General features: G+C 72.2%; 25 protein-coding genes and 1 CRISPR repeat array. Of the genes, 12 read left to right on the top strand and 13 right to left on the bottom strand.

All coding sequences use genetic code 11. The annotated features are described in order from the left end of the window. Positions 1-543: 543 nt before the first annotated feature. The gene (locus AC069X_RS25575) at positions 544-2313 is read left to right on the top strand and encodes an ATP-binding cassette domain-containing protein (protein WP_478731998.1); all 1770 of its coding nucleotides are present in this window, start codon (positions 544-546) and stop codon (positions 2311-2313) included. A gap of 49 nt (positions 2314-2362) precedes the next feature. On the opposite strand, the gene AC069X_RS25570 is transcribed toward AC069X_RS25575, so the two are convergent. After that, a complete protein-coding gene (locus AC069X_RS25570; RefSeq protein ID WP_478731789.1) occupies positions 2363-3010 on the bottom strand; it encodes a class I SAM-dependent methyltransferase in 648 nt (215 codons plus the stop codon). A 397-nt stretch (positions 3011-3407) separates the two neighbouring features. Continuing rightward, positions 3408-3746: a DUF6087 family protein gene (locus AC069X_RS25565; protein ID WP_478731787.1), complete on the bottom strand. Its 339-nt coding sequence runs from the start codon at positions 3744-3746 to the stop codon at positions 3408-3410. 615 nt (positions 3747-4361) lie between these two features. On the opposite strand from AC069X_RS25565, the gene AC069X_RS25560 reads away from it, so the two are divergent. Beyond that, on the top strand, positions 4362-4814 hold the full coding sequence (locus tag AC069X_RS25560) for a hypothetical protein (RefSeq protein WP_478731785.1): 453 nt from the start codon (positions 4362-4364) through the stop codon (positions 4812-4814). A gap of 114 nt (positions 4815-4928) precedes the next feature. Here AC069X_RS25560 and AC069X_RS25555 read toward each other — a convergent pair whose 3' ends face one another. Beyond that, positions 4929-5498: a hypothetical protein gene (locus tag AC069X_RS25555; RefSeq protein ID WP_478731783.1), complete on the bottom strand. Its 570-nt coding sequence runs from the start codon at positions 5496-5498 to the stop codon at positions 4929-4931. A gap of 1027 nt (positions 5499-6525) precedes the next feature. On the opposite strand from AC069X_RS25555, the gene AC069X_RS25550 reads away from it, so the two are divergent. Continuing rightward, positions 6526-6951 carry a hypothetical protein gene (locus AC069X_RS25550; RefSeq protein ID WP_478731781.1) on the top strand — a complete coding sequence of 142 codons (426 nt, stop codon included), beginning with the start codon at positions 6526-6528 and terminating at the stop codon, positions 6949-6951. 57 nt (positions 6952-7008) lie between these two features. Here AC069X_RS25550 and AC069X_RS25545 read toward each other — a convergent pair whose 3' ends face one another. Next, positions 7009-7566, bottom strand: coding sequence for a DUF3995 domain-containing protein (locus AC069X_RS25545; RefSeq protein ID WP_478731779.1), 558 nt, complete (start codon positions 7564-7566; stop codon positions 7009-7011). Positions 7567-7816: 250 nt separating this feature from the next. Between AC069X_RS25545 and AC069X_RS25540 the strand changes: the two genes are divergently transcribed. Both AC069X_RS25540 and AC069X_RS25535 read left to right on the top strand, forming a co-directional pair. Further along, complete coding sequence (locus AC069X_RS25540; protein WP_478731777.1) at positions 7817-8137, top strand: hypothetical protein; 321 nt, start codon at positions 7817-7819, stop codon at positions 8135-8137. 80 nt (positions 8138-8217) lie between these two features. Then, on the top strand, positions 8218-8838 hold the full coding sequence (locus tag AC069X_RS25535) for a restriction endonuclease (RefSeq protein WP_478731997.1): 621 nt from the start codon (positions 8218-8220) through the stop codon (positions 8836-8838). Here AC069X_RS25535 and AC069X_RS25530 read toward each other — a convergent pair. Continuing rightward, a complete protein-coding gene (locus AC069X_RS25530; protein ID WP_478731995.1) occupies positions 8745-9164 on the bottom strand; it encodes a hypothetical protein in 420 nt (139 codons plus the stop codon). The genes AC069X_RS25535 and AC069X_RS25530 overlap by 94 nt on opposite strands. A 15-nt stretch (positions 9165-9179) precedes the next feature. Between AC069X_RS25530 and AC069X_RS25525 the strand changes: the two genes are divergently transcribed. The 4 genes from AC069X_RS25525 (at position 9180) to AC069X_RS25510 (ending at position 11899) form a co-directional block, all read left to right on the top strand. Then, positions 9180-9485, top strand: a complete 306-nt coding sequence (locus AC069X_RS25525) for a hypothetical protein (RefSeq protein ID WP_478732010.1) — start codon at positions 9180-9182, stop codon at positions 9483-9485. A gap of 167 nt (positions 9486-9652) precedes the next feature. After that, entirely contained in the window at positions 9653-10039 is a 387-nt protein-coding gene (locus AC069X_RS25520; protein WP_478731775.1) for a hypothetical protein, read from the top strand. After that, entirely contained in the window at positions 10036-10695 is a 660-nt protein-coding gene (locus AC069X_RS25515; RefSeq protein ID WP_478731773.1) for a nucleotidyl transferase AbiEii/AbiGii toxin family protein, read from the top strand. The genes AC069X_RS25520 and AC069X_RS25515 overlap by 4 nt, the downstream gene beginning before the upstream one ends. Positions 10696-10786: 91 nt before the next feature. Further along, a CRISPR array of direct repeats spans positions 10787-11059; the repeat unit is 29 nt; unit sequence GGGTTCATCCCCGCGGGTGCGGGGAGCAG. Between the two features lie 267 nt (positions 11060-11326). Beyond that, positions 11327-11899, top strand: a complete 573-nt coding sequence (locus AC069X_RS25510; RefSeq protein WP_478731771.1) for a class I SAM-dependent methyltransferase — start codon at positions 11327-11329, stop codon at positions 11897-11899. A gap of 122 nt (positions 11900-12021) precedes the next feature. Here AC069X_RS25510 and AC069X_RS25505 read toward each other — a convergent pair whose 3' ends face one another. The 7 genes from AC069X_RS25505 to AC069X_RS25475 all read right to left on the bottom strand — a co-directional run bounded on the left by AC069X_RS25505 (position 12022) and on the right by AC069X_RS25475 (position 19610). After that, the gene (locus AC069X_RS25505; RefSeq protein ID WP_478731769.1) at positions 12022-12408 is read right to left on the bottom strand and encodes a DUF6009 family protein; all 387 of its coding nucleotides are present in this window, start codon (positions 12406-12408) and stop codon (positions 12022-12024) included. 226 nt (positions 12409-12634) lie between these two features. Then, complete coding sequence (locus AC069X_RS25500; RefSeq protein ID WP_478731767.1) at positions 12635-14248, bottom strand: DNA primase family protein; 1614 nt, start codon at positions 14246-14248, stop codon at positions 12635-12637. After that, a complete protein-coding gene (locus tag AC069X_RS25495) occupies positions 14245-15369 on the bottom strand; it encodes a bifunctional DNA primase/polymerase (RefSeq protein ID WP_478731765.1) in 1125 nt (374 codons plus the stop codon). Before AC069X_RS25495 ends, AC069X_RS25500 begins: the two co-directional genes overlap by 4 nt. An 893-nt stretch (positions 15370-16262) precedes the next feature. Next, positions 16263-16709: a hypothetical protein gene (locus AC069X_RS25490; protein WP_478731763.1), complete on the bottom strand. Its 447-nt coding sequence runs from the start codon at positions 16707-16709 to the stop codon at positions 16263-16265. Between the two features lie 288 nt (positions 16710-16997). Further along, positions 16998-17417, bottom strand: a complete 420-nt coding sequence (locus tag AC069X_RS25485) for a hypothetical protein (RefSeq protein WP_478731761.1) — start codon at positions 17415-17417, stop codon at positions 16998-17000. 90 nt (positions 17418-17507) lie between these two features. Next, positions 17508-18218 (bottom strand): hypothetical protein, encoded by a 711-nt coding sequence (locus AC069X_RS25480; protein ID WP_478731759.1) that lies wholly within the window; start codon positions 18216-18218, stop codon positions 17508-17510. Between the two features lie 957 nt (positions 18219-19175). Then, positions 19176-19610, bottom strand: a complete 435-nt coding sequence (locus AC069X_RS25475) for a hypothetical protein (protein WP_478731757.1) — start codon at positions 19608-19610, stop codon at positions 19176-19178. A gap of 569 nt (positions 19611-20179) precedes the next feature. Here AC069X_RS25475 and AC069X_RS25470 point away from each other — a divergent pair. Both AC069X_RS25470 and AC069X_RS25465 read left to right on the top strand, forming a co-directional pair. Continuing rightward, positions 20180-21340, top strand: coding sequence for a ParA family protein (locus AC069X_RS25470; RefSeq protein ID WP_478731755.1), 1161 nt, complete (start codon positions 20180-20182; stop codon positions 21338-21340). Continuing rightward, the gene (locus tag AC069X_RS25465; RefSeq protein WP_478731753.1) at positions 21337-22605 is read left to right on the top strand and encodes a ParB/RepB/Spo0J family partition protein; all 1269 of its coding nucleotides are present in this window, start codon (positions 21337-21339) and stop codon (positions 22603-22605) included. Before AC069X_RS25470 ends, AC069X_RS25465 begins: the two co-directional genes overlap by 4 nt. Before the next feature lie 60 nt (positions 22606-22665). Here AC069X_RS25465 and AC069X_RS25460 read toward each other — a convergent pair whose 3' ends face one another. Beyond that, positions 22666-23139: a hypothetical protein gene (locus tag AC069X_RS25460; protein ID WP_478731751.1), complete on the bottom strand. Its 474-nt coding sequence runs from the start codon at positions 23137-23139 to the stop codon at positions 22666-22668. 450 nt (positions 23140-23589) lie between these two features. On the opposite strand from AC069X_RS25460, the gene AC069X_RS25455 reads away from it, so the two are divergent. Next, on the top strand, positions 23590-23991 hold the full coding sequence (locus AC069X_RS25455; protein ID WP_478731750.1) for an ankyrin repeat domain-containing protein: 402 nt from the start codon (positions 23590-23592) through the stop codon (positions 23989-23991). Positions 23992-24014: the final 23 nt, after the last annotated feature.

The raw sequence follows: 24014 nt of genomic DNA, 5'->3' as shown, positions 1-24014 counted from the left end.
CCGGTCCGCTCAGCCGTCGTGGTGCCCGTAGGCGGCGAGGATCTGCTCCGCGCTCTCGCCCCGGTGGACCACGTGCCAGTGCAGGTGCCTCGACTCCTGGTAGCGCCCCAGGTCGGTCAGCGACGGCACGTGGAGCCTGGGATCACCACGATGTGCACCGGGTACGCGGGGTCGGTGTGGTGGAAGGCAAGGCCGAGATGTCGGCGTTTCGGCCAACCCCCTTGCCCCGCACTCCCGTTGCGAGAGACGGGTCGATGCATCCTCCACCCTCCGCCACGCGCTCCGTCCCGGGGTTCCGGGACCGACCGAAACACATGCGTTCGATATCCCGGCGGTGTCGTTGACCCTCACGACCACGCCGGACCACCGTCAAGGGGGACCACGTTGACCTCGGCCGACAGCTCGGAACAGACGGAACAGCAGACCACCACCTCCACGACACCGCCGGCCCCACCGGCCCCGCCGCCCCCTCCCCCACCCGCGGAGATCACCTACGGCGGGCAGTACTCCGTCAACCCGCTCGCCGAGGTCTCCTTCCGCCGCATGTGCGCGCAGATCCCCACCGTGCTGGGCCGCATCGCCCGGCTGTCGTGGCGGACCGACCCGCGCGCCGTGCGGCTCCTCCTCGGCTGCCAGGTGGTCACGGGCGCCTCGGCCGCCGTCCTGCTGGCCGCCACCGCTCGCGCCATGGCACCCGTACTCGGGGACGGCTCCGCCGCCGACCGGCTGTACGGGGCGCTGCCGGCGCTGCTCGTGCTGGGGCTCGCGGCCGCGTCGGGCCGTGCGTCCGGCGCGGTAGCCACGTACGCCGAACGCCGGATCACCCCGCGGCTGACGACGGAGACGGACACCGCCCTGGTCGAGGCGGTGTGCCGGGTGGAGGCTTCGGCGTACGCGGAGGACGGCTTCTCGGACCGTCACGAGGCAGCCGAGATGGGGGTGATCCGCACGCACGTGATGGTCACCGACGCGCAGCGGTTCCTGTCCGCGCTGATCCGCATGGTCACGGCCGGCGGCGTGCTGTCGGTCCTGAACCCGCTGATGCTGCCGCTGCTGCTGCTCGCCGTACTGCCGGCCGGCGTCGGCGCCGTCCTGACGGCCCGGGTCGACTACGAGATCCACTACGCCAATGTCGCGGACCGCAACGTCAGGGGGATGATGCGCTGGTGGGCGACCGAGTCGAGGTACGGCGACGAGGTCCGCGCCAACTCGATGACCGACTACCTCGTCTACTGGTACCGGGCCCTGTCCGACCGGTGTGACCGGCGCACCCTGGCCGCCGCCCCGCGCACCCTGCGGATCGGCCTGCTCTCGGCGCTGGCCGGGGGCGTGTTCCTCGTCGCGACCTGGGGCGCCCTGGCGTGGCTGGCGGTGTCCGGCCGGATCGACCTCGCGGTCGCGGCGACGGCCGTCATCGCCGTCCAGACGACGCTCGCCGCACTGTCGCAGGTCGTCGTCAACGGGGCCGCGGTCTTCCACACCAGCCTGTACCTGAGCGACATGCAGTCCTTCCTCGACGAGGCCGCCGCCCGCACCCCCGACCGCGGACCGGGCAGGCACTGCACGCCGACCGAGGAGATCCGGCTGGAGGAGGTCGTCTACCAGTACCCCGGCAAGGACAAGCCCGCGGTGGACGGTGTCTCGCTGACGCTGCGGCGCGGCCAGGTCCTCGCGATCGTCGGGGCGAACGGCTCGGGGAAGTCCACGCTCACCCGCCTGCTGACCGGGATCTACCTGCCGGACAAGGGCAGGGTCACCTGGAACGGCGCCGACCTCGCCGAGGTGGACCCCGCCACGGTGTGGGCGGACACGGGCCTGGTGCCGCAGATCTTCGCCCAGTGGCCGCTGCGGGTCCGCGAGAACGTCACCCTCGGCCAGCCCCGGACGCACGACGACGCGGCGGTGTGGAAGGCCGTCGACGCGGTCGGCCTGCGCGAAGCCGTCGAGGACCTCCCCGCGGGCCTGGACACCCTCCTGTCCCGCGACATCTGGGGCGGCTCGGAACTCTCCGGCGGCCAGTGGCAGCGCATCGCGTGCTCCCGGGCCCTGTACCGGCGGCCGGGGCTGCTGATCCTGGACGAGCCGACCTCGCAGATGGACCCGCGCGGGGAGCACCAGATCTTCGAGCAGATCAAGGCGATCGCCGCCGACCGCATCACCATCGTGGTCACCCACCGTCTGGAGAACACGAGGATCGCCGACCACATCGTGGTGATGGAGCACGGCCGGATCACCGAACAGGGCCGGTACGAGGACCTCGTCCACGCGGGCGGCACCTTCGCGGAGCTCCTGCGGCTCTCCCAGGACCGCTGACCGCCCTCGTCACCACCACCCTCGTCACCACCACGCCGGACGGTCGGGCTCACGCGGCGGTGGCCTCCACGATCAGGGTTCCGATGGTCTCCCTGTCCGGCGGGCAGGGCAGGCGCTGTCCGGTCGCGGCGGTGAATCCGGCGTCCAGCAGCTTCCGCTCCCACATGTACGGCCGGTAGCACCAGCGGGTGATGGGCAGCAGTTCGCCGTCGGGTCCGTACATGTCGTACGTGTGCGGGCCGGGGCATTCGCCGGACGGCGGCAGGTGGGAGAAGACGAACCTGCCGCCCGGGCGAAGGGCCCGGCGTACGAGCGGAAGCAGCACGTCCGGGTCGGTGAACCACACCGCCCCGAAGACGGAGTACACGGAGTCGAACCGCTCCCCGTCCTGCGCCAGGTACTCCTCGGCCCGGGCGTGCCGGACCTCGATCAGATCCCCGAAGCGGGCCCGCGCCGCCTCGACCTGGGCGGCGGAGACGTCCACCCCGACGGCCCGGGCACCGGTACGGGCCACCAGCGCGAGGTTGTCACCCTTGCCCGGGCCCAGTTCCAGTACCCGGTTGCCGGGACCGGTGTGCAGGAGCTCCAGCCCCGGGCCGTGGTCGCCGTACTGGGTCCAGCAGAACCGCTCCCACGGCTCCTGCGGGGCGGCGCGCAGCCCGAACTTGTCCCAGGATCCGGAAGCCTCCGGCGTCATACGGCACCCCCACCCTCCGCCGGCCGGACGGCCAAGCGGGCCCGGCCTGATCGGCAGGCGTCCGGATGGCCGGGGCGGAGCCGATGGCTGCTCCGGTACGTGGCTGCGGTCGGCATACGCGTCTCCCGGTCGGGTGGAGGGGCTGCCCGGCCCGTGCGGGCGGCGCCACGCTACCGGGGTACCTCTGGTTCCGGGCCCGGAGGACGGATACTCATACCGATACGCCCATGGGACTTCGGGGGCCCTGCGGGGGCCATCCGGTTCAAGGCGTGGCGAAGTTCGCTGTGGCCATGCACGTAGTGGTCCTGCTCGGACTCGCCTCGCGTCCCCCGCCTCCCGCCAGGCCATCAGAAGCGTTCTTGCCCGCGCATTCCTCTGCCGGAACCCGGGCGGAGCGTCACGGCTTGCGGTGTCTTCCGGTGCCCTTCCCGAGCCTGGGCGCGTATCCGGGGATGGGCACGGCATCTGCCTGTGCCTGTGCCTGTGCCTGTGTCTGTGACTGTGCCTGAGCGGACGGATTGAGGAGGCGGCCGGCCGCTGCGTAGTCGTCGGCCACGGTGACGGTGACCCACTGGAAACCGTCCCACTCCAGGATCAGGCGCGGGGCGTCGGGGTCCAGGTGGGACCCTCGCTGGGGGCCGGGGCCGAGGGTGACGGCCTTGCGTTCGCCGGGTTTGCGCAACCGGCCCTCGCGGCGCGCTGCCCACTGGTCGAGCGGTTCGTCTTCGGGGTTCATCGTCGTACCTCCGTCGAGCAGGTGCAGTACCTTACCCGCCCCGACGGGCGGCGCGCGAAGGCCCGCGTCCTCCCCGGAGCGCGCCTGCGGGAGGTGGTGGCGAGGGGGGTGCGGCGTACGGTTCGGCGCGCGAGCCCCAGCCGTCGGCTGCCAGGCCGTGGAGGCGGCGCAGGCCGGGCGCTGGGCCGGACAGGGACCTGCGTACAGCCGGACCGGCCCGCCCCTCGCGTCCCCTTGGCCGAACCGGTGCGCGACGCCGCCCGTAGGCTCCGCCCATGAGCGCACCGGAATCCCTGCTCCGCCGCATCGAGCAGGACCCGGCCCTGGCGGCCACCCTCGCCTGGCCCGGGGACTTCGACGTCGAACGCCGCGACCCCGTCGAGGACCTCGTGCTCCCTACCGGGATACGGCGGACCGGACGGATCCCGTCGGCCGAACGGGTCACTGGACCGGAGAGCCAGGACCGGGGCGGAGGTGGAGGAGCCGGGATTCCACGCGCTGCTGACGGACATCGGGGGCGGCGGCGCGGTCGGTCGAGGTTCCGCCTGCCGTCGTGGGAGAGACGGCTGTGAAACCCGGGCGACGGACGGCCCCTCCCCCGGCCAGAATTCCGTCATGTCCACCGAGGTGAGCGGAATGATCGAGTGCAATCCGGGCGTCCGGCTCTGGGGGCCGGACGACGAGGACTCCGTCTGGCAGGCCGGCATCGACCTCTTCCTCCTCAACGACGGGAACGCCTACGACGCCCTCGCCTGCCTCTTCGGCGTACGGAACACCTTCGGGTTCCGGCCGCTGGCGGAGGCGCGCGGCATGCCGGGGGACGCGTCCGAGGGAGTCCGCGAGGAGTACGCCGCGTGCGGCGGCCCCCGCTACGTCCATGGCACCACCTGGGTGACCTGGTCCGAACTCGCCCGCGCGGACTGGGAGGAGACCGACCGTTCCGGCAGGCGCAGCCGGCGTTCTGCCGCAGGCGACGACACCGGCTGGGGTCCGGTCTGGGCGGTGATGCGTACGCTCAGCGCGCTCCACGGGGCGGAGAACGTCCGCCTCGTCGTCTGGTTCCACTGACGGCTCCCGGGTGACCGGACGGTGACGGCCGAGTTCCCGCCGGACGGACGCGGCCCTTCGGCGCTACCCGGCCGTGTGCTCTGCTCGTCCCCGAGCAGGCCTGCGCTGGACGAGCTAGAGGATCGCGAGGGGCGAGGTGAGGAGTCCGTCGGCGCCGGAGATCAGCACGAAGCAGAGGACCGCCAGCTCACCCCGTTCCAGGCGGTCCGCCTCCCAACGGGGACCGTCGGAGCGCAGGGTGAGCCGCTCTTCGCCGCCGACGGCCGTGACGCTGCGGACGAAGTGGCGGTGGCAGCGATGGGCTGCGAGGGACAGGGTCCGGCCATCGGCCGTGTCGAAGCGTATGCCTCGGCGGCTCGGTACGAGCGACCTGGCCGCGGCCCGCGCCGTGAACGGCACGCCGTCCAGGGTGCCGTGGACCCCGACGCGCATCCTGTTCCGCAGGATGTGCCAGGGTGCCGCGGCGTCGTCGACGTCCAGGACTACGTCGTCGCCGAGGATGAGCTGCCACCGCTCCCAGGCCTCGGCCTTGGCGGTCGCATTCGGCTGCTTGCCGGGGCCCCGGAAGAGGACGTACTCGCCGTACGGGGTGGGGATGACGGCGTAGGGTGCGCGTTCGCGGGCAGGCTGGATCCATTTGAGCAGCGGTGCACGCCATAACGGTTCGAGACGCCACTCGGACACAGCCCGGCCCCCTTCGACAGCATCGATCATAGGCACCGCGCCCCGTCCCGGCGACGCGGCCAATGGCCGTACCTCTGGGTATCGGCGGTGGATGCGACGGTCCCGCCGTCCGCCCGCGCAGTCCGCGCAGTCCGCGTAGTCCCGAGCACCTGGCGGCCGACGGCCGGGGGCGTGAGGGGCCGGGTGTCCGCACCGCTCGGCCGGAACGTGTCGCTCCAGGCGGACACGCAGCGACGGAGACCGCCGGGGTCCATCCCCGCAGGGCGCGGGGAGCAGTCCTTGTTGTGGTTCCACGTGGCGATCACGTCGGGGTCATCCCCGCAACGCGGGGAGCAGTACATCGTGCAGCTGCTGGTGCGCTTGGCCCGGGAGTCATCCCCGCAGGCGCGGGGAGCAGTGGCTGGTGTTGTCGGTGTAGTCGGCGCGGATGGGGTCATCCCCGCAGGCGCGGGGAGCAGCACTGGTACGGGGCGATGAACCTGTACCGGGCGGGGTCATCCCCGCAGGCGCGGGGAGCAGCTTCCCTCTCAACATACCGCGAACGGGGGCCCGGGGTCATCCCCGCAGGCGCGGGGAGCAGGCTTGCTGGCCTGCGACTCTATGCGACTGACGCGCTGTTCTCGAGTACTTCTGGCGAGTTGGACATCACGCGTGATGCGCCTTGATCGACGCCGCTGGAGCCCTGCCGCTGTCACTTGCTCTCTGCCATGCCCGCACGAGCCGGAGGCAGCCTTCGCGGCCCCTCGTCGGGAACGCGGTCCCGGTGCCTCGGACTCCTCACTGCCCGCGATGAACGCGCTGCTCCCGCAACCCGAACACTGCCGTTCCGCTTCGGACGCGTTGACCGTCAACGGCCGTCAACCACAGCCCGCACAAACTCCGCGAGCTCCGCAGGACACCCTCGGTAGGGTGATCATCAGCATGCACGGACACATCGGTCCGGACCGCCGAACCCCCACCCCCAACCCCCCATCTGGGCACGGGGTGGCATCCGGGCCCGGCGATGTGGGAATGGGCGGAGGTGGGGATGGATCCCGTGGTGTTGGAGTCCATCGGGTACTCGGTCGCGTGCCAGGACTGTGGTGCGGAAGCGGAGTGGTGGGGTGTGCAGGCACTGGCGGGCCTGGCCCTGCGCTGGGACACGGAAACCAGTTGTCCGGCCTGCGGGTTCGCGCTGGCGGTCTGTGGTGGTGAACTGCCCGCCGGGCTGCGGAACCGCATGCTCTCCGAGCACGGACCCGCCCGGCTACGGGTGGATCCGGCGGCGCGGAACGCGTCGGTGATGCGCGTGCTGCGGGCAGAGCTCGGAATGGGTCTGGCCGAGGTCAAGGCGGTCATGAGCGAGGTCGCGGCCGGGAAGCACTCGGGGACGCTGCCCGAGATGGAGCTCCTGGCCCGCAGGCTGCGGGCGTCGGGCATCGACGCCGTTGCCCACCGGCCGCAGGCGCCCTGACCCGTCGGCGGGCCGGAAAAAACGCGGCCGACTCAAGGCAGGGCCTGCCATGCGCGGTCATGCGGCGACGGCATCCCGGTCCTCGCCCCCGCGCAGTCGCTTCCAGGCGGCCAGGCCGAGCATGAGGCCCCACAGGACGAAGAGGGCGTACCAGAAGAGGCCCCATGCGGCCTGCGGGTGGGCGTCCTTGGCGGCGAAGGCGGGGGCGGAGACGACTCGGCCGGCCGCGAGCAGGTACTGCAGCGCGAAGTAGGTGAAGCCCCACAGGGTCATGCCGACCGACGCCGTGAGGGACAGGACGCAGAGCGTACGGCGCGGGAGCCGGCGGCCCCAGGGCCGAACCAGGGCGAGCGCGACGACGGCGCCGGCCACGGCCACGGCGCCCATCACCCAGTACCCGATGGCGGCCTCCCAGGTGCCGTGCGGGGCGGAGGCGAAGTCGCCGGGGAAGGTCGCGCCGATTCCGGCACCCCACCAGAAGTGCGGTGCCGCGTAGGCGATCGCCGCTCCCGCTGCCGCATAGCCCGGCCAGGCCTCCCGCCGGCCACGTCGGCCGCGCCGTACCGCCTCCCCCTCCGTGGCCGTCGTCGTGGCCGTGGTCGTCGCCTTCGTCATCTCGTCCCCCGAGTTCTGGTTGTCGTCCGGTACGCCGCACCCACCGCGGGTACCGCCCGGGAGGAACTCTGCCCGCGCCGTCCGCCGGGCGCGTCGGCCGCCGGGACCGCCCTGCCTCCCCCGCACGGGGGAGACGTATCGACGGATGACCGTGCGGGGTGACCAAAAGGTGACGTGCTGTCAGCGGCGGCTGCTTTCATGGGTCAGTCGCGCGGGGAGGCGTGACGCGACCACCGAGGGGGATGCGGCTGTGCCCTGGATCAACGCGTACGTGAGGTCGGACGGCACCAAGGTCAGCGGCCACCTCCGGCTTCCGCCGGGGGCCCGGAGGGAGACCGCCCTGCTGGGCCTGATCGTGGCCGGGGTCTTCGTGTTCGGCAACGGTCCCACGACCGCCGCGTCCCCTGCACCCCCCGCAGGGGGCGCGGAGGCGGGGCAGGGCTTACCCCGGCCGCAGTCGACGACGGTCTATCCGATCAAGTGGCCCGCGTGGGAGAACCGGCCGGCCCCCCGGCCGGAGCCGACGGTCTCCTATCCGATCGTCTTCCCCAGCCCGGCGAGCGGCCGGTGACCCGGCGCCCGCCCGCGGGGCGGCGCAGGCGCGGGAGCAGCGTACGGCGCTGCAAGGGCGCGGGCTCGGAGGTGCTGTGGATGCTCGGCCTGGCGGCCGCCGTGGCCTTCAGCCTGGTCGCGGCGCTGCTGTCGTGGCTGGCCGCCCACCCCTGGGCCCTGGCCCTGATCCTGGCGACTGCCGCGGGCGCCGGCTGGCTGTGGCTGCGGAGGCGACGGGAGGCCGCCCGATGGGACCGGGTCCGGGCCCAGGGGCTGCGTTACGCCGTCGAACAGCTCGACGGCCTCCACTACGACGCCTTCGAGTTCGCCGTACGGGACCTCATGCGCCGCGACGGCTGCTCCGACGCGGAGAAGGTCGGCGGCCGGGGCGACAACGGCGCGGACGTGAAGGCCACTGATCCGTACGGCCGCCGCTGGGTGATCCAGTGCAAGCACCGCAAGGCCGGCTGGTCCGGATCCGCGGTCGGCAGCCCCGACCTCCAGGTCCTCAACGGCACGGGCCGGCAGGTCCACGGCGGAGACGTCCTGGTCATGCTCACCAACGGCCGGTTCTCCGGCCCCGCCCGCGACTTCGCCGAGTCCCAGAAGCTCCACCTCGTCGACCGTCACCTGCTCGCGCAATGGGCCGGCGGGTCGCGCCCGCTGTGGGAACTCCTGCGTGCGGTACCACCGCCCCGGAAGCCGACGCCTCTCTCGTAGGCGGTCGGCTCGTGCCCGGCCGGCGGGCCAGGTCGGTCAGCCGCCGTACGACTGGTGCGGGGATCGCCGGGCTGACGGCCGCGGCCTCGGCGGTGTCCGCGTCGCGGAGCAGGCGGACGAGGACGATGGCTGCCCTCCGGACCGGGAGGGTGTCGTCGAGCAGGCGCGGGACCGTGGCGGGCGAGAGCCGGGGGTCGGCGGCGGCGCGTCCGGCGGTCGGGGTCGCGGGAGAGGCGTTCCAGGACGTCGGACGGCAGGTGACGGGCGCGCGCGACGGTACGCCGGACGCCGACGCTCGCGGAAGCGGCCAGAGAGGGGCGGCGCATCGCCTCGGGGGCGTCGTGGAGCTCCTCGACCCAGGCCACACGCCAGTGGGCGGCATAGCCGGGCAGTCCGGCGCTGATCTCGGCGCGCGGCTCTTCGGTGACGTCGGGCCGGACGGCCACGGCGACGCGTACCCGGGTGTCGCCGTCGTGGGCCGGCACGGTGATCAGGTCCGCGTCCAGGCGCTCGTTCCCGACGACCGTCACGCGCAGTCCGTGGTCCGGGTGGCGGACCAGGTGCTCGGCGAGGTCGCGGCCGAGCAGCTGGGAACCCGCCGTACGCCACTGGTCCGACTCGGCCAGGGCGTCGAAGTCCGTCCGTGACATCGGCTGGTCGAAGTCGGGCCGACCAGCGCGGCGCCGCCGAACGCCGCCCCCAGGAACGACACCCGGCCGCCGTCGGCCACCCCGCGGAAGGAGATGCCCGCGCCCCGGGCGGCATGACGCGTCTGCGGTACCGGGGGCGGGCGGGACGCGGGATAATCGGGGGCATGGTCACGCCGTACTCCCCCACCCCCGGCCCGTCGGCGGCCGAGGTGCTGCACGCCCGGTACGCGGGCAGGCTGCCCTCCGCCCTGGAGGAGCTCGCGGGGCCCGCGCACGGCGTGGTCGACCTGCCCCTGCACGTCGCCTGGTCCGGGCTGCGTTCCTACGACCTGGACCGGCCGCGCCTGCGGATGGGCCTGTACCGCACGGTCCTGGCCGAGGGACAGCACGAGGACCTGGTGAAGCTCCTCAACCGCGACCTGCTCGTCGCGCAGTGGCCGGTCCTGCGCACCCTGGTGAGCCGGCACGTCCGGCAGGTGTGGGAGGACGCGTTCCCCGAGCTGGCGTCCGGGTCCGCGGCCGGATCCGCGTCCGGGCTCACGGCGGCGTGAGGCTCAGCGGTCTGCACCGCCGGCTCCTGGCCGCCGTGATCGACATCGGTTCCCCGTACCCCCTCGTCCTCGCAGGCGGGTACGCCGTCCAGGCGCACGGCCTGGTCGACCGCGTCAGCCAGGACCTCGACGTCGCCACCGAGAACCCGGCACCCATGGCCGACATCGCCGCCGGTCTGGAACACGGTCTGACCGCGCGCGGCTGGCACGTGGAGGTCATCGGCGTGGACCCGCTCTCCGCCCGCCTCGTGGTCACCGACCCCGAGGGCGGCGAGCGCTGCACGGTCGACGTCCTCAAGGAGCACTTCTGGACCCCGCCGACCAGGACCGAGTACGGGCCCGTCCTGGCCCTCGACTCCGTCATCGGCACCAAGGTCCGGGCCCTGGCCGACCGGGGCACCCCGCGCGACTTCGTGGACGTCCACGCCGCCGCCCGGCACCACACCCTCAGCGAGCTCGAACGGCTCGGCGAACGCCACGGCCGCGACGAGTTCCGCCTCACCGACCTGCGCGACCGGCTCGCGGGCGCGGAGTGGACGGACGACGAGGAGTTCGCCGCCTACGGCCTCACGGCCACCGAATCGGCCGCCCTCCGCGCATGGGCCCTCAACTGGGCCACCGACCTCGACCGCCGCCTCCACACCGACGACCCCTGAGCCCCTCCCCCACCAGGGCACGGCGGCGCCTTGAACATGCCCTGCCAGCGCAGGAGCGGCACCGCCGGGTGCACGACCCCCGGACGGGTGCAGGTCCATCCCCGCGGGTGCGGGGAGCAGGCCCGTTTCGGCGGTGGAGCCGCAGCCGAGAAGGGTTCATCCCCGCGGGTGCGGGGAGCAGGTCGGTCTGGCGAGAGGCTAGACCCCCGTCCGGGGTTCATCCCCGCGGGTGCGGGGAGCAGGAAACCCGATAGGCGAGGTGGTGAGCCGTGCCGGGTTCATCCCCGCGGGTGCGGGGAGCAGATCTGTAGACGATTCGTCTGAAGTCCGGGATGGGGTTCATCCCCGCGGGTGCGGGGAGCAGGCTTTGGGGCCTGCAACGTTAGACCACCGGCGGGCTGTTCTGGAGCGCTTCTGCCGATACCGGCGTTCCCGGCAAGACACCGCCGGGGTTTCCAACAGGGCTGCTCTGGCCAGGGGCCCCTGGTCTCCCGGAGGCGGGGCGTGTTCCGCCCGGGTGGCCCTGCCCCCGGGCCCCGGGGCGGCGTTCGGGGGGCCGTCGGGCTTGCGCGTCCTGGGTGGGGGCGGAACGATCGGCGGGTACCCGTGCAGCCCCGTGCCGAGGAGTCCGGTGACCAGTACCGCATCCGCCGCCTACTGGGAGCCGTTGTGGGCCGATGGGCGGCGTTACCGGCCGGTGGGCGGGCGCGAGGCCGAGTTGCTGCGGCAGGAGCTCGGCTCCGGGCGGGGGCGGGGCGCCCTCGACGTGGGGTGCGGGGACGGTGGGCTCGCCCGGTACCTGCACCACCGGCTCGGTTACCGCGTCACCGGTGTCGACTGCGCTCCCAGCGCCCTCGCCGCCGCGCAGGGTTCGGATACGGGTCCCGGGCCGGAGTGGCGGCTGCTGGACTTCGCCGCCGGTGACCTCGGGGAGCTGCCCGAGCCCGCGTACGCGGCGGTGACCTGCCGGCTGGTCTACCGGTGGGTGGACGACAAGCGGGCCTTCCTCGACCGCGTACGACGCGTCCTCGCGCCCGGCGGTGTCTTCTGGGTGGTCGCCGAGGTCGCCGGCCGCCGTGAGGAGGGGGATCCTCTCGGCGAGCTCGCGATCAGCGCCGCCGAGGCGGAGGCGCTCACCGCGGGGTGGTCCTCCGTACGGGTCGCCGACGTCGACGTGCTCCGGTGCTACGCCTTGCGGCCCTGACGGGGTCTGTTCGGTCCCTGGGGTGGTTCTTTCGGTCCTCGCAGGTCAGAGGGGTCACAGGGGTCCTGACGGGGTTCCCGCAGGGACCGAAGGGACCGAGTTTTCGAATGGGTGCACGCGCCTCAGGCGACCGTGCGCGTGGCCGCGCCCGCGACCCCGCGCTGGGAGCGTTCCGTCTTCAGCCCGACGTGCCCCGGCTCCACCGTGCGCGGGTCCACCGCCTCGCCCGGGGCGCCGGCGCGGTACAGGCCGTCCGGTTCCGCGTCGCGGTCGTGCGGGAGGAGGTAGAACACCCGGCGCTTCTGGAGCCCGCTGTCGGGGTCGGCCTCCGCGCTGTCGCAGAGCTCCGCGAAGCCGACCATGCGGCCGTCCCGGTAGTAGCGGGGCTTGCCGCGCCGGCGCGGGGTCTTGTCGAGGGCCTGGCGTACGTAGTCGAGCTGTGCGGGGTCTTCCAGCCACACCACCTTGTCCTCGTGGGTGAGATCGCTTGCTTGAAGTAGCGAGCTCATGGCCTTGGTCCCCTCTCGGTCTGTCGTACCTGTTGCGCGGTCCGGACGGACCACGCTACCGGGCGCCGGGCACAGGCTATGGCGGTGTGCGGGGCGGCGTCCTGTGACTGGCTCATTCGTTGCGTGTCCATGGTAGGTGGCTGGGTGCGGTGGCGGACAGTAGGCCCGGGCGGTTCACCCCGGGGCTGCTCCGTTCGCCGGGCGTTCGCGTCCGCCCCGTACCGGCTCATCCGGCCTCGTCGGCGAGCAGGGCGAGGCCGGGGTAGAACTTCTGGCCGTTGGAGCGGAGCATCTCGCCGGGAGAGGAGATGCCGACCTCGGCGCGGATGCGGGTGGCGAAGGCGCGGGTGGTGGCGGGGCGCAGGCCTTCGCCTTCCTGGCACCAGGTGCTGTACGCGCGGTACAGGGCACCCTGCTCCACCTTGAAGTCGCGCGGCTCGTCGGCCCCGTCCCCGGTGGTGCAGCACTCGGCGAGGAAGCGGCCGATGTGGTCCTCGGTGGTGGCGTAGGCCTGGGTCGCGGTGCGCACGACGGTGGGCCCGGTGAGGGACGGCTTGGTCCTGAGGTAGGCCATGGCGCCCTGGATCATCCAGTGGAGGATGCCGGGGCCCTCGTGGTTGACGAGTTCCTCGGCGAGGTTGTCGATCTTGCGGTGGTCGGGGACGACCTTGTCGAACGGGATCAGGCGGATGCGCCGCCAGAACGCGTGTCCGCCGGTGCCGACTTCGGGACGGTGGTTGCCGAGCAGCCACAGCTTGTGGGTGGGTTCGAAGCTGAAGTAGTCCTGGCGCATGCGGCGGGCCTTCAGGCGGTCGCCGCCGGTGAGGAGCTTGACGCGGGCCTCGTCGAACTTGTCGTGGGGCTTGAGCTCGCTGCACACGAACAGGCGACGGCCGTGGAGTTCGGTGAGTTCGGTCGAGTGCTCGTTGAACTTGCCGCGTTCCATCAGGAAGCCGGGCGGCGCCACGTCCGCGTAGTCGCCGAGGATCTTGATGACGATGTCCATCAGCGCGGACTTGCCGTTGGCGCCGATGCCGTAGAGGAAGGGCAGGACCTGGCCTCCGACGTCGCCGGTGATGGAGTAGCCGAGCAGGAGATGGACGAAGGTGATCATCTCCCTGCCCTTGTCGTCGTCCCCGAAGGTCTCCGTCAGGAAGCGGGCGAAGCGGGGCGTGGGGCTGGCCTCGGGCGCGAGGTAGGTGGCGCGGGAGTGCAGGTCGCGCAGCGGGTCGGGCTTGCGGAGTTCGCCGGTGCGCAGGTCGACGACGCCGGCGGGGGTGCACAGGGCGTACTTGTCGCCGTCGAGGGTGTCCGGGTCCAGGGCGAGCTCCGGGGAGGCCTTGGCCTGCGACAGCATCGCCTTGACCCCGGAGGTCGACATGGCGCGCTTGCGGTGCTGGACGAGCTCGCGGTCGGTGAAGTGGCCGCGGGGGTCGTGCAGCGGCATCTCCTCGGCCATGTCGCCGGCGGCCCAGATGGCCGCCTTCTCGCCGCCGGTGCGCTTCCACCGGTACTCGTCCCACACGTACCAGCCGAGGCCCTCGACGTGGCGGAAGCGGTGGTTGTGGAGGTGTGCGAAGAGCTTGGCGTTGCCGCGGTCGGTGAGGTTGACGAGCAGCCCGGACTGTACGAAGTCATCGGCGCGGGACGGCGTGGTCGCGGGAGTGGAAACCTGCTGGGCGGGCAGCTGGGCGGCCCCGGCCTGGGTCCCCGCGGAAGTCGCCGAATGGGTCCCCGCCTTGGTCCCCGCCTGGGTCCCTGCCTCGGTCTCGGCCGCGAAGACCGCGAGCTGCTCCGCGGCGGCGTGCGCGTCGAAGCCGGTGCTTCCTGCGCTGCTCATGAACGTCCCTTGGGGTGGATGGGGCGGTGGCCGCCGGCGCGGAGCGCGGAGTCGATGACGAGCTGGTTGCGGCGCTGCCGGTCCGGGCGGGCCGCGTCGGCGGCTTCGGTGAGGAGCCGGGCGCATTCGGGCAGCGCGAGGTGGCCCGCGGCGGCGAGGCCGCCGGCGGTGAAGGCGGCCCGGTTGAGCTTCTCGCCGAACGCGGTGCCGGAGGGTGCGTGGGCGCAGTCGCGGACTTCGGCCAGGAGGGGGCCGAGGATGCGGTGGGCGTCGGTGGTGCTTGTGGTGCTTGTGGTGCTGTGCGCGCCCGTCGCCGGTGTGGTGCGCGGGGTCCGTGTGCCGTGCGGCGCGGGGGGCGCTGTCGGCTCCGGGAGGGCGGGGTGGTGGCCGGTGCGGGCGAGTTCGGCGCCCAGCCACAGCGGCAGGGGGGCGGGGGTGCGGGCGCCGGGCAGGGCTGCGTAGGTGCCGTGGGCCGTGCGCGTGCCGGGCGCGACGATGTAGCCGCCGGTGGCTCGTACGTCGACCTGCCAGGCGAGGGCCGCACGGGTGCTCGTACCGCAGGAGGAGCGGATGGCCGGGCCTCCCAGGGGGGCGCGGTACCAGATGTGCAGGCCTCCGCTGGGGGTGCGTACGCGCAGGGTGCCGCCGTCCTGGGCGGGGTCGGGGCGGCGGCGGAGCGCGGCCAGGAGGGCGAGGGTGTCGTAGCCGGAGCTGAGCCCGGTCAGGTCGACGCGGTCGTCGATGTCGATGCCGGGCAGCAGGCGGCCGCGGTGCGGCGGCTCGGCCGCGTGGGTGTCGACGTCGATGACGACGAGGCCGGCCGGGCCGCAGGAGACCCCTACGCCGAACCGCGGCTCCTGGCGCCACCAGTCCCTGATGACGGCGGTGTCGGTGGTGGCGGCGTGGAAGCCGTGGCACCACCGTCCTTGCTCCGTGCAGGGGCAGGCGGAGGGCGTGTGGTGCTGTGCGCGGCAGCGGGCGCAGTTCCCGGCGGGTGTTTTGGTCCCTGGGGCGAGGGGATGGACGGGCATGCCCCGGGAGGCCAGCCAGAGCGCTACGGGGAGGCCGTGCTCCGTGCCGACGGCTGCCGCGGGTGGCGGCGTTGCGCTGTGGGCTGGCACGTGAGTCTTCCTTGGCGGTGCGGCTGGGCTCGGTTCGACTGTGTGGGCTGGTCGGGACGTTGGCCCCGTCCCCGGCAGGGACTGAAGGGACCAAACTTTCACAATGCCGGAGCCTAGCGCAGCGACACGCCGAAGCAGTGCAGGCTGCTGCGACTGTTTTGATTCTTCAGTCCCTTGAGTCCCTGCGGGCTGGGGTGCGGGCGGGGAGACCCGCGCGGCGCGTTGGGATGGTTTGCCGGTTATAGCCGATTCTGGAGCCAGGGACTGAAGCGCCGAAGCCACCCGGAGGCCCCCTCCCCCCTCTTCCCCACTCCCCGGGAACAGGGGCGGAACGGCCGTCAGTCCCTGTTCCGTCCCTGTCGCTTCAGTCACTGACAAACCTGCAGGTCGGCGGGTTGCGGCCGGACTCACAGGGACTGAACAGGGACCAAAGGGACTCAATTTTCTAGTTATGACGAGAATATGGAACCAGTACTCCTTACGCCCGCGCATACACGCACGCACGTAAAGGCTGGAAGAGGGAATTCTCAGTCCCTTCAGTCCCTGTCCTTGTTGGCTAAACGGCTCTGACCTGCGAAAACGTCCAGGGACTGAGGGACCGAGGGACTCAGGGACTGAAAGGGGGACGGTGTGAGGGTCCCTGGACCCGGACGACGGAGGAGGGGGGAGGGCTCCTCGGATTCGGTCCCTGGGAGGTGAAGGAAGGGCTAGGGACTGAGAGGGCGAGGGACCGAAGGCTGTCGGGCAGTGGCTGGGAGGAAGGGAGGGACTGACGGGTGACGGGTGACGGGCTGAGAGAAAACCGGCGCGGGACCGTAGAGCCGGGCCTGGTCGGCCGAGCAAGGGGGAGAAGGGACCCAGCCGTCAGAACAGGGGCGCGGGGCAGCAGTCGCTCACAGGGCCCACCAGCAGTACAGCCGTCGGCCCGAAGCCCGGGCGCGCCGGGCCAGTCCGGCGAGCGCCGTCAGAACCTCGGTCGCGGCAGCGGTCCCCAGCCCGAGCTGCCGGAGTTCATCGGTCTTCGACCACGGCTCGGCGGACCGGACGAGGTCTTCTGCTGTTGCCAGGGCCAGGGCCTCGGACAGGGTGTCCGTCAAGCAGACGACGAACGGCGGACCCTCCTCAGGCTCGGACACCAACTCCCCTGACCGAGGGCGCTCGGTGGCCTCGGTGTAGCCGCAGCCGGTCATGACGGCTTCGAGCCGGGCGATCACGACGACCGGATCGATGTTCTTGAGGAAGACCACGTCGAGTCCCGCCTCGCCCGGCCCTCCAGGCGCCTCAAGGACGGCGACGGCGGCCTGGTCGTCGACGGCGGAGAAGTAGTCGCAGAGAGGCATGCGGAGGATTCTGGCACCCGGGAATCACCCGCCAGGCGGACGGCCCGGCTCTGAACAGGCCGAAGGCGGCCGACCGGCGAGCGGCTCACAGCCTGCCCGGGCGGCCGCTCCGGGGTGCGGTGGCAGGTTCGGCTGTTGTGGGCGGGGCCGATGGATATAGTGGGAGCACAAGTTACTCAGGCGCGAAGGGCCCTCCACCCTGTGGAGGGCCCTTCGTCTTGTCCCGGTCCACCGGCCCGCCTGCCCGCCTGCCCGCCTGCCTGCCCGCCTGCCGCGCCGCGTTCCCGCTCAGGCCACCTGGAGCTTCGGGCGGCCCGTCGTCGGGGTGGGCGGGGCCTGGTGGTACGTGGGCAGCTTCAGGTTGGGCAGGTCGCCCTCCTGGATGCGGACCAGGGCCGCCCGGAACGCCGCCTCCATGCTCTCCGGGGTCTCGTACTTCGCCGCCAGCGGATGCAGCCGGTACGAGTTGCCGTTGCGCTCCTCGCTGCGCGGCCTGAGCACGATGTTCAGCTCGCACAGCGGCGCCATGAGCCCGCTCACGGCCTGGGGCGTGACCCCGTACTCGGCCGCCATGTCCTTCTGCCGGACCGCCAGCGCTCCCCCGAAGTCGCTACGGGCGACCAGGTACTGGAGGAACTTGACGGCGGACCCTGACAGCGGCAGGGCCCAGATGCGCTCCGCGACGATCGGAGACATGACGTTGGCCATGGGACAGCCTTCCTCGTGAGCGGTGGCGGCATTGGCGGCAGTGGTGGTGGTCGTCCGTGGTGGAGGGCGGGCCCGGTGGCACCGGCACCGTCACCCCGTACGTTTCCTTCCGCGGTAGTCGGCCGCCGGCCCGAAGTCGAGGTCGAGTTCCTCCTGATGGGGACCTCGCGGACCCACAGCGTAGGGGAACGCCGCGACGTCGTGCTCGTGCCGGCCGGCGATCTCGGCGAGTACGTCGTGCTGCGCCGTGCTGTTGCCGTGGAACCAGAGGCGCACGTTGAGCTGGATCCGGCCCCTGCCCGCCTTCTCCACCCAGTTGTAGCCGCAGAGCGCCTGCACGGCGCGGTTGACGGTGGAACGCGTGATCATCTTGCCGCCTTTCTGAGCGGCGACCTTGTTCAGCCCGTCGGTGATCTCCTGCTGCGTGTACGGGGTGACGCCGGTGCCCGGAACCTGCCCTCCGGCGACGAAGAGGAAGACGCAGAGCTGGGACTTGGTGATGCTGTTCGCGACGGCCAGCTGGGCGAGCAGCTGCGTGAACCAGTTGCTGGCCAGGCTGTACCCGGAGCCTCCGGCCATGTCGTGGACGGCCTTGGGATCGGCCGCGTACTCGAAGTGCACGCCCTTGAGCCGGCGGCGGCCGCCGGGGTCGGCGGTCGCGGCGACTTCGGCGACCTTCTCGCCGAGCTGCTGGCCCAGGACCGCCAGGATGTCTCCGTACTCGGCCTCGTTCCCCGCGGAGGCGGGGACGGGAACTGCCCGGGGCCCGCGCCGACGACGGGCGGGCGGATCAGATGTCACAGAACCTCCTCGTTACTCAGGCGGTCCGAGCGTATCCAGAAAGTCAACGTGTGCTTGTCTTTTGACGCGGCGACGCGCCGGATGCGACCGGTGGGCCCAGCCCTGTTCGAACGCGGCGCCGAAAGTAAACGGAGGCTGAAGTTTCCGAGCCGGGGCGCGCCGGAAGTACACGCCTGCTTGATTTGGGTTGTCGAGATGGCGGCACACGCGTGCAGGTGCCACGCATGCCGTGAGGGGGTTCGGGCGGCTCGGCTCAACGCGGTGACCTGCGGTTCTGCACGGCCGATGAGCGTGCGTCAGAAATCAACCGCTGCTTGAGTTTTCCGCCGAACGTGTCCGCCAGGTACACATTCAGCAGCCCCGAATGTGCCCTGGAGGACACGTTGGCTCGGACAAAAGCCCAGGTCAGCGCCCCGTGAACGGCGCCGCTTCTTATTGAAGAGCGGCCGGTCGACCCGACCACGCGACCATGACGGCGGGTGTTACGGGCTTCCTTCTGGACCCGGGCATCGCGTATGTGCCCTGTCGTCAGCGCCCTTCGGCTGGGGCGAGTTGCCCGTTCCTCGCGTGCAACTGACCCGAACCCCTCCGAGCGCCAGCCGACGCACCCTCAGCGCCTCGTGCCCGCAGCCGCCGTACCGGGCGGGGCCGATCCCTCCCCGGCCATGGCCGGCATCGGCCCCGGTTCGTCCAGGCCCTCGTGCCCAGTGAGGGCGCCCAGCGCCCGAGGGGTGCACCGGCGACCGTCAGGGAGCCGGGGCAGGGCGCGAGGGGGAGCGGGTCCAGGGCGCCCGAGCGCCTGGCGAGGGGGTCTGGGGGGCGAGGAGCCCCCCATGCTGCGGCCGGTCCAGCGCGGCCAGGCGCTGGCGGGGTCCAGGGGCAGGCCCCTGGGATCGACGACCGGCAGCCGATGATGGACAAGAACCCGTGCCCGCCGGTGCTCGACCCCTGCCGGCGTTACGGGCCCTCGGTGCCGGCGTCCCTGGTCTCCCCCGCGTCCCTGGCTCGGACGGCGGCCGCCGCCTCCTCCAGCAGGGACCAGCCGTCGACCTCCACCGCCCGCCGCTCCCCAGGCTGCCAGCCACGGGCCAGCGCTACGTCGAGCAGCGCGCGGACGGAGCCCGGCTCGTGGAGGTTCAGGTCCGCACCCCGGGTGAAGCCCACGTCCCCGGAGCCGAAGGGGGCCCCGCCCGGGACGTACCGGCCGGGGCCGTCGGCGAAGACGATGCGCAGCGGACCGCCGGCGCCGGCCGGCTGCGGGAACAGGCTGAGGGTGTGGCGGCAGTCCACTGCCCGGCCGCTGCCGTCGCGTCGGTGGCTGTGGCGCATCGTCCACAGGTACACGTGTCCGTCGGCGACCAGTCGGCGGGGCTTCTTCGGATGGCGGGGCACGCAGCCGAGGGTACGCGGCCGGATCGGTGCGACCCCGAGTCAGGGGCCGGTGGGGGAGGCGGCCGGACACCAATGCCGCGACACGGCCCGTTTTCCGGCGCAACGGACAAAAATCGACCGACAGAACGACCCCTCTGACGGCCGATCCCCACTCCCCCGGTGTCTCGCGACCTTCCCGGCGGTGGCAGGCCGTCAGCGGGGCGTACAGGGCTTTTCGGTGGAGGTTGGCGCCCTCTCAGGGGCTTGAGCGTCACCTCGACGGAGCAGTCGAGGCCGAGCGGCGCATCTGGCGGACGAGCACGTGGCGCGGTGCCGTGCCCGTGCACGTGCCGGGTCGTGGCGCGCGGGCGCGGGCGCGGGCGGGGGCGCGGGGGGTCAGGGGCTGTCGGCAGCGGAAGCCCCTCCTCCCGGGCCTCCCCCGCCCGAGTCCTCGGCCCTCAATGGGCGCCGGGCGGCGGGCTCCGGGCCAAGGTAACCGATGATCTTTCCCAGCAATCCGCCTTATACCAGGGCAACATACTTCGGTGTGCCTCTTCGCCTTACCGCCCGAAGGTTAGTAAGGTACCCGCATGACCGCCCCATACGATCCGGAAGTCAGGGAAAAGGTAGTTGCGAAGCTGCCGGCGTCCCTGAGGCAGGAACTCAAGGTCCGCGCAGCCCAGTTGGGCGTGGACATCCAGGACGCCGTCACCGAGGGCATCCACGCCTGGCGCGCCGATGCTTCGGCCGCCACCCCCGTGGACACCTCCGGCGCCTCCTCCTTCTCCACCTACCTCCCCACCGGCCTGTACGGGGAGTTCAAGGACGACTGCCGCACGCGGGAGATCCCGTACAACCAGGGCGTCGCCCAGTCGATCCGGCTCTGGCTCGACACCCACCCCTCCCCCATGGGCCGCCGGCGTCCGGCCAACGAGGGCGCCCGCCGGATCGTCGTCTGCAACCAGAAGGGCGGAGTCGGCAAGAGCGCCATCAGCAACGGCCTCTCCCAGGCCCTCGCCGAGACCGGCGCACGCGTCTGCGTCATCGACTTCGACCCCCAGGGTCACCTGACCCGCCACCTCGGCGCCGAGATGCTCGGCATCAAGGAGCCCAGCCTCGCCAAGCACATGCTCGGCGAGATCGAGGGGCGCGTCCGCGACCTCCTCGTCCCCATCGAGCACGGCGTCTTCGCGGGCCGCCTCTTCCTCCTCCCCTCCTGCAAGGACGCCTTCCTCCTCGACGCCCGGCTGGCCACCACCCGTCACGTCCGGACGAAGGAGACCGCGCTGGAGAAGGCCCTGGAGGAGCTGGAGAAGGAGTTCGACTACATCGTCGTCGACTGCCCGCCCAGCCTCGGCTACACCATGGACACCGCGCTCTACTACGCCCGCACGCGCGAGGGCGAGGCCACGAAGACCTCCGGCATCATCGTCCCGGTCCAGGCCGAGGACACCTCCGCCGACGCGTACGACATGCTCAGCGAGCAGCTCGAAGACCTCATTGACGACCTCGACATCGACATCGCGCAGCTCGGTTTCGTCGTCAACCTCTACGACAGCCGCAAGGGCTACGTGGTCACCTCCTCCCTCAACAGCTGGAAGGAGTTCGGGGACCCGCCGGTCATCACGGTCATCTCCGACCTGAAGGAGCAGCGCGAGGCCGTACGCGTCAAGCTGCCCCTGCTGCACTACGCGCCCGAGTGCGAGCAGTCCGAGGCCATGCGCGAGATCGCCCGGAGGATCGCGGCATGAGCAAGAGCGACCTCCTCGGCACCGGAGCCGCCTTCAGCAACGCCCGCCGCACCGGCGGCCGGAGCGAGCGCGGGCGGGCCAAGGCCATCGCGCAGGGCGACGTACCGGCGTACGAACTGATCCGCGTGCCCCTCGATCAGGTCTCCCCCACCCCCCTCAACCCGCGCCGCAACTTCGGTACGGACGAGGAGATGACCCGCTTCGGCGAGGAGCTGCGGCAGGCCCAGCTCTCGGCCTGTGTCGCCGTCACGCGGGGCGCGTACCTGGCGCTGTGGCCCGACCACGAGGCCCGGATCGGTTCGGCCGCGTACATCCTCATCAACGGTGAGCGACGCTTCCGCAGTGCCGTGCACGTGGGTCTGGAGTCGCTGGACTTCGTCGTACGTGACGACCTGGCGGCCTCCCGCACCGACTTCATCGACCACCTCCTCGCGGAGAACCTCGAACGTGAGGACTTCGACGTCATCGAGCGCGCCCGAGGCGTGCAGCAGCTCGTCGACACCTGCGCGGAGCAGGGCCGGGAGCACGGGGCGAAGTCGCGGGCGGCGGAGCGGCTGGGCAAGTCGCCGTCCTGGATCACCAATCAGCTGGTGCTCCTGGAACTGCCGGACGAGATCCAGCGCATGCTGAGCTCCGGCGACATGCCCGAGCGGGACGGACGCCTCCTGGCGCGCGCGGCGAAGGACCGTCCGGGCGCGAGCGCGGCGGACCTGCTGGACCTCCTCCAGGAGAACAAGACCCAGGAGGCGCAGGCGAAGGCGGCGCAGCGGGCGATCCTGCGCGAGGCCCGGGAGGCGGCCCCGGTGCAGGCCCCACCGGCCCCGGCCCCGGTGCCGGCTCCGGCCCCGGCTCCGGCTCCGGTGTTCGCGGAGCCGAGCCCGGTGGTCGTCGCGGCCCCCTCGGAGGAGGCCGGCCCGGAGCCCCGACTTTTGTCCGCGGACAAAAGTCCGGCCCCCGAGCCCCTGCCGGCGCAGGCGGCGGAAGCCCCCGCCGCCGTTGCCGTACCCGCCGAACCGCTCACGGTGAGCGCCGCTCCCCCGACGCCCGCGCCCGCGCCCGAGCCCGAGTCCGAGTCCGAAGCAGCCCCTGCGCACGAGCCGGCGATGGCGATCCCGGTGCAGGCGCAGAGCACGGATTCGGCCCCGGTCGCATGGGGTGACCCCCAGTCGGTGTTCGAGGCGATCCGCCAGCACATGCCGCCGAAGCAGCGCGCGGAGCTGACCATGCTCCTGATCGACAGCAACGGCAGGACCGGCGGCCGCTGAGCGCCGGTTCCCTCATGACGATGGCCCGACTTTTGTCCGCGGACAAAAGTCGGGCCATCGTCATGCAGTGGCCGTGGCGAGGAGCCGGGCCGCGCCGGCTTCGAGGTCGGCACGAGGCACCTGCTCGCACTCCAGCGGAGCGCACACCTCGAAGGCCCAGCCACCGACCTCGCCGAGCAGAAGCACCATGAGGTACTCGGGCTCCCCCGCTTCGGTACGGCCCAACAGGACTTCGACGGTGAGCCGAGTGCCGTCCGCGAGCCGTGGCGATCCGCTCTGCGGCTCCCCGTCGATCAGTACGAACTCGCGCTCGTACCGGCCCTCCGGCGGGGAGGTCAGCAGCCACTGGGCGAACGCGGCGGCCTGGGGTGCGCCACCGTGCAGCGTCGTGCGTCCGAGGAAGAAGGCGTCGAGGTACCAGGCACCGTCCGGCTCCCGGCCGACCGCCCACCACAGATCCTCGACGGGCCTGCCCGCGTAGTGGCTGCCGCGCCAGCCGAACCGAAACCCCGCCTCGTCATGCTCGCCGGACACAGTCAAGTCCTCCTCCCCCTCCTCCCCTTCCTCCGGGAGTGCGGCCGGCAGTCTACGCGGGCGAGGCACGTCACCCGCAGTGCGCGGCCTTGCATCGATGGCCGCGAGCCGATGATGCTGGGGCCATGCCAGGACAGCGGAAGAGAAGAGACCGGCAGAGGCGCCAAGGGGAGCGCTCCGCGTCCCGCTTCGCACCCGAAGCGGGACGCTGGGAGGTGCTCTTCTCCACCCAGGACGACTCGGAGTTCCGGGCGTACGTTCGTCGCCTCAGAGAATCCGACCCGCAGATCGACTGGACCGCTGTCCGTGTGGACAACTTCTGCGGACGCCTGGTGTCCCCGAACACCTACCGGCTGAGCGTCTTCGTACCGCACCCCGTGCCCGCCCCCGGCTCTCGACTTTTGTCCGCGGACAAAAGTCGAGAGCCGGGCAGTGGGATTGAATGACCTCATGAAGAGTTTCTGGACCCCCGCCCACCAGGCCGTCGAGCTCGAAGACGTGGAGACGCTGGCCCGACTGCTGGACGGCGGCTCGGACCCCGACGAGTTCTTCGAGGACACCACCCTGCTCGCCCACGCCATCGACGTGGAGGGCGACGGCGCACGGCAGAGCGGACGCCCCCTGACCGTCCGGACCACCGCGGTCCTCCTGGCGTACGGAGCGGACCCGCAACTCGCCGGCTCCGACGGCCGGACCCCGATGGACATCGCCCTCGGCTATGACCACGACGTGGCCGTGCGGTTGCTGCAGAGGCACATCAACCGCGCGACCGGCCCGCGACCCACGGGGCACGAGGGCCAGGGCAGCCTGCCGCCCCGCCGCCGCTGGCCGAGCCGCCTGAAGCCGTGGTGAGCGGTTACCCGTAGGCCGGCCGG

Source organism: Streptomyces sp. NPDC043896 (assembly GCF_056435605.1).
Note: the sequence above shows the minus strand (reverse complement) of the source record. Positions and strands in the feature narration are given on the sequence as shown.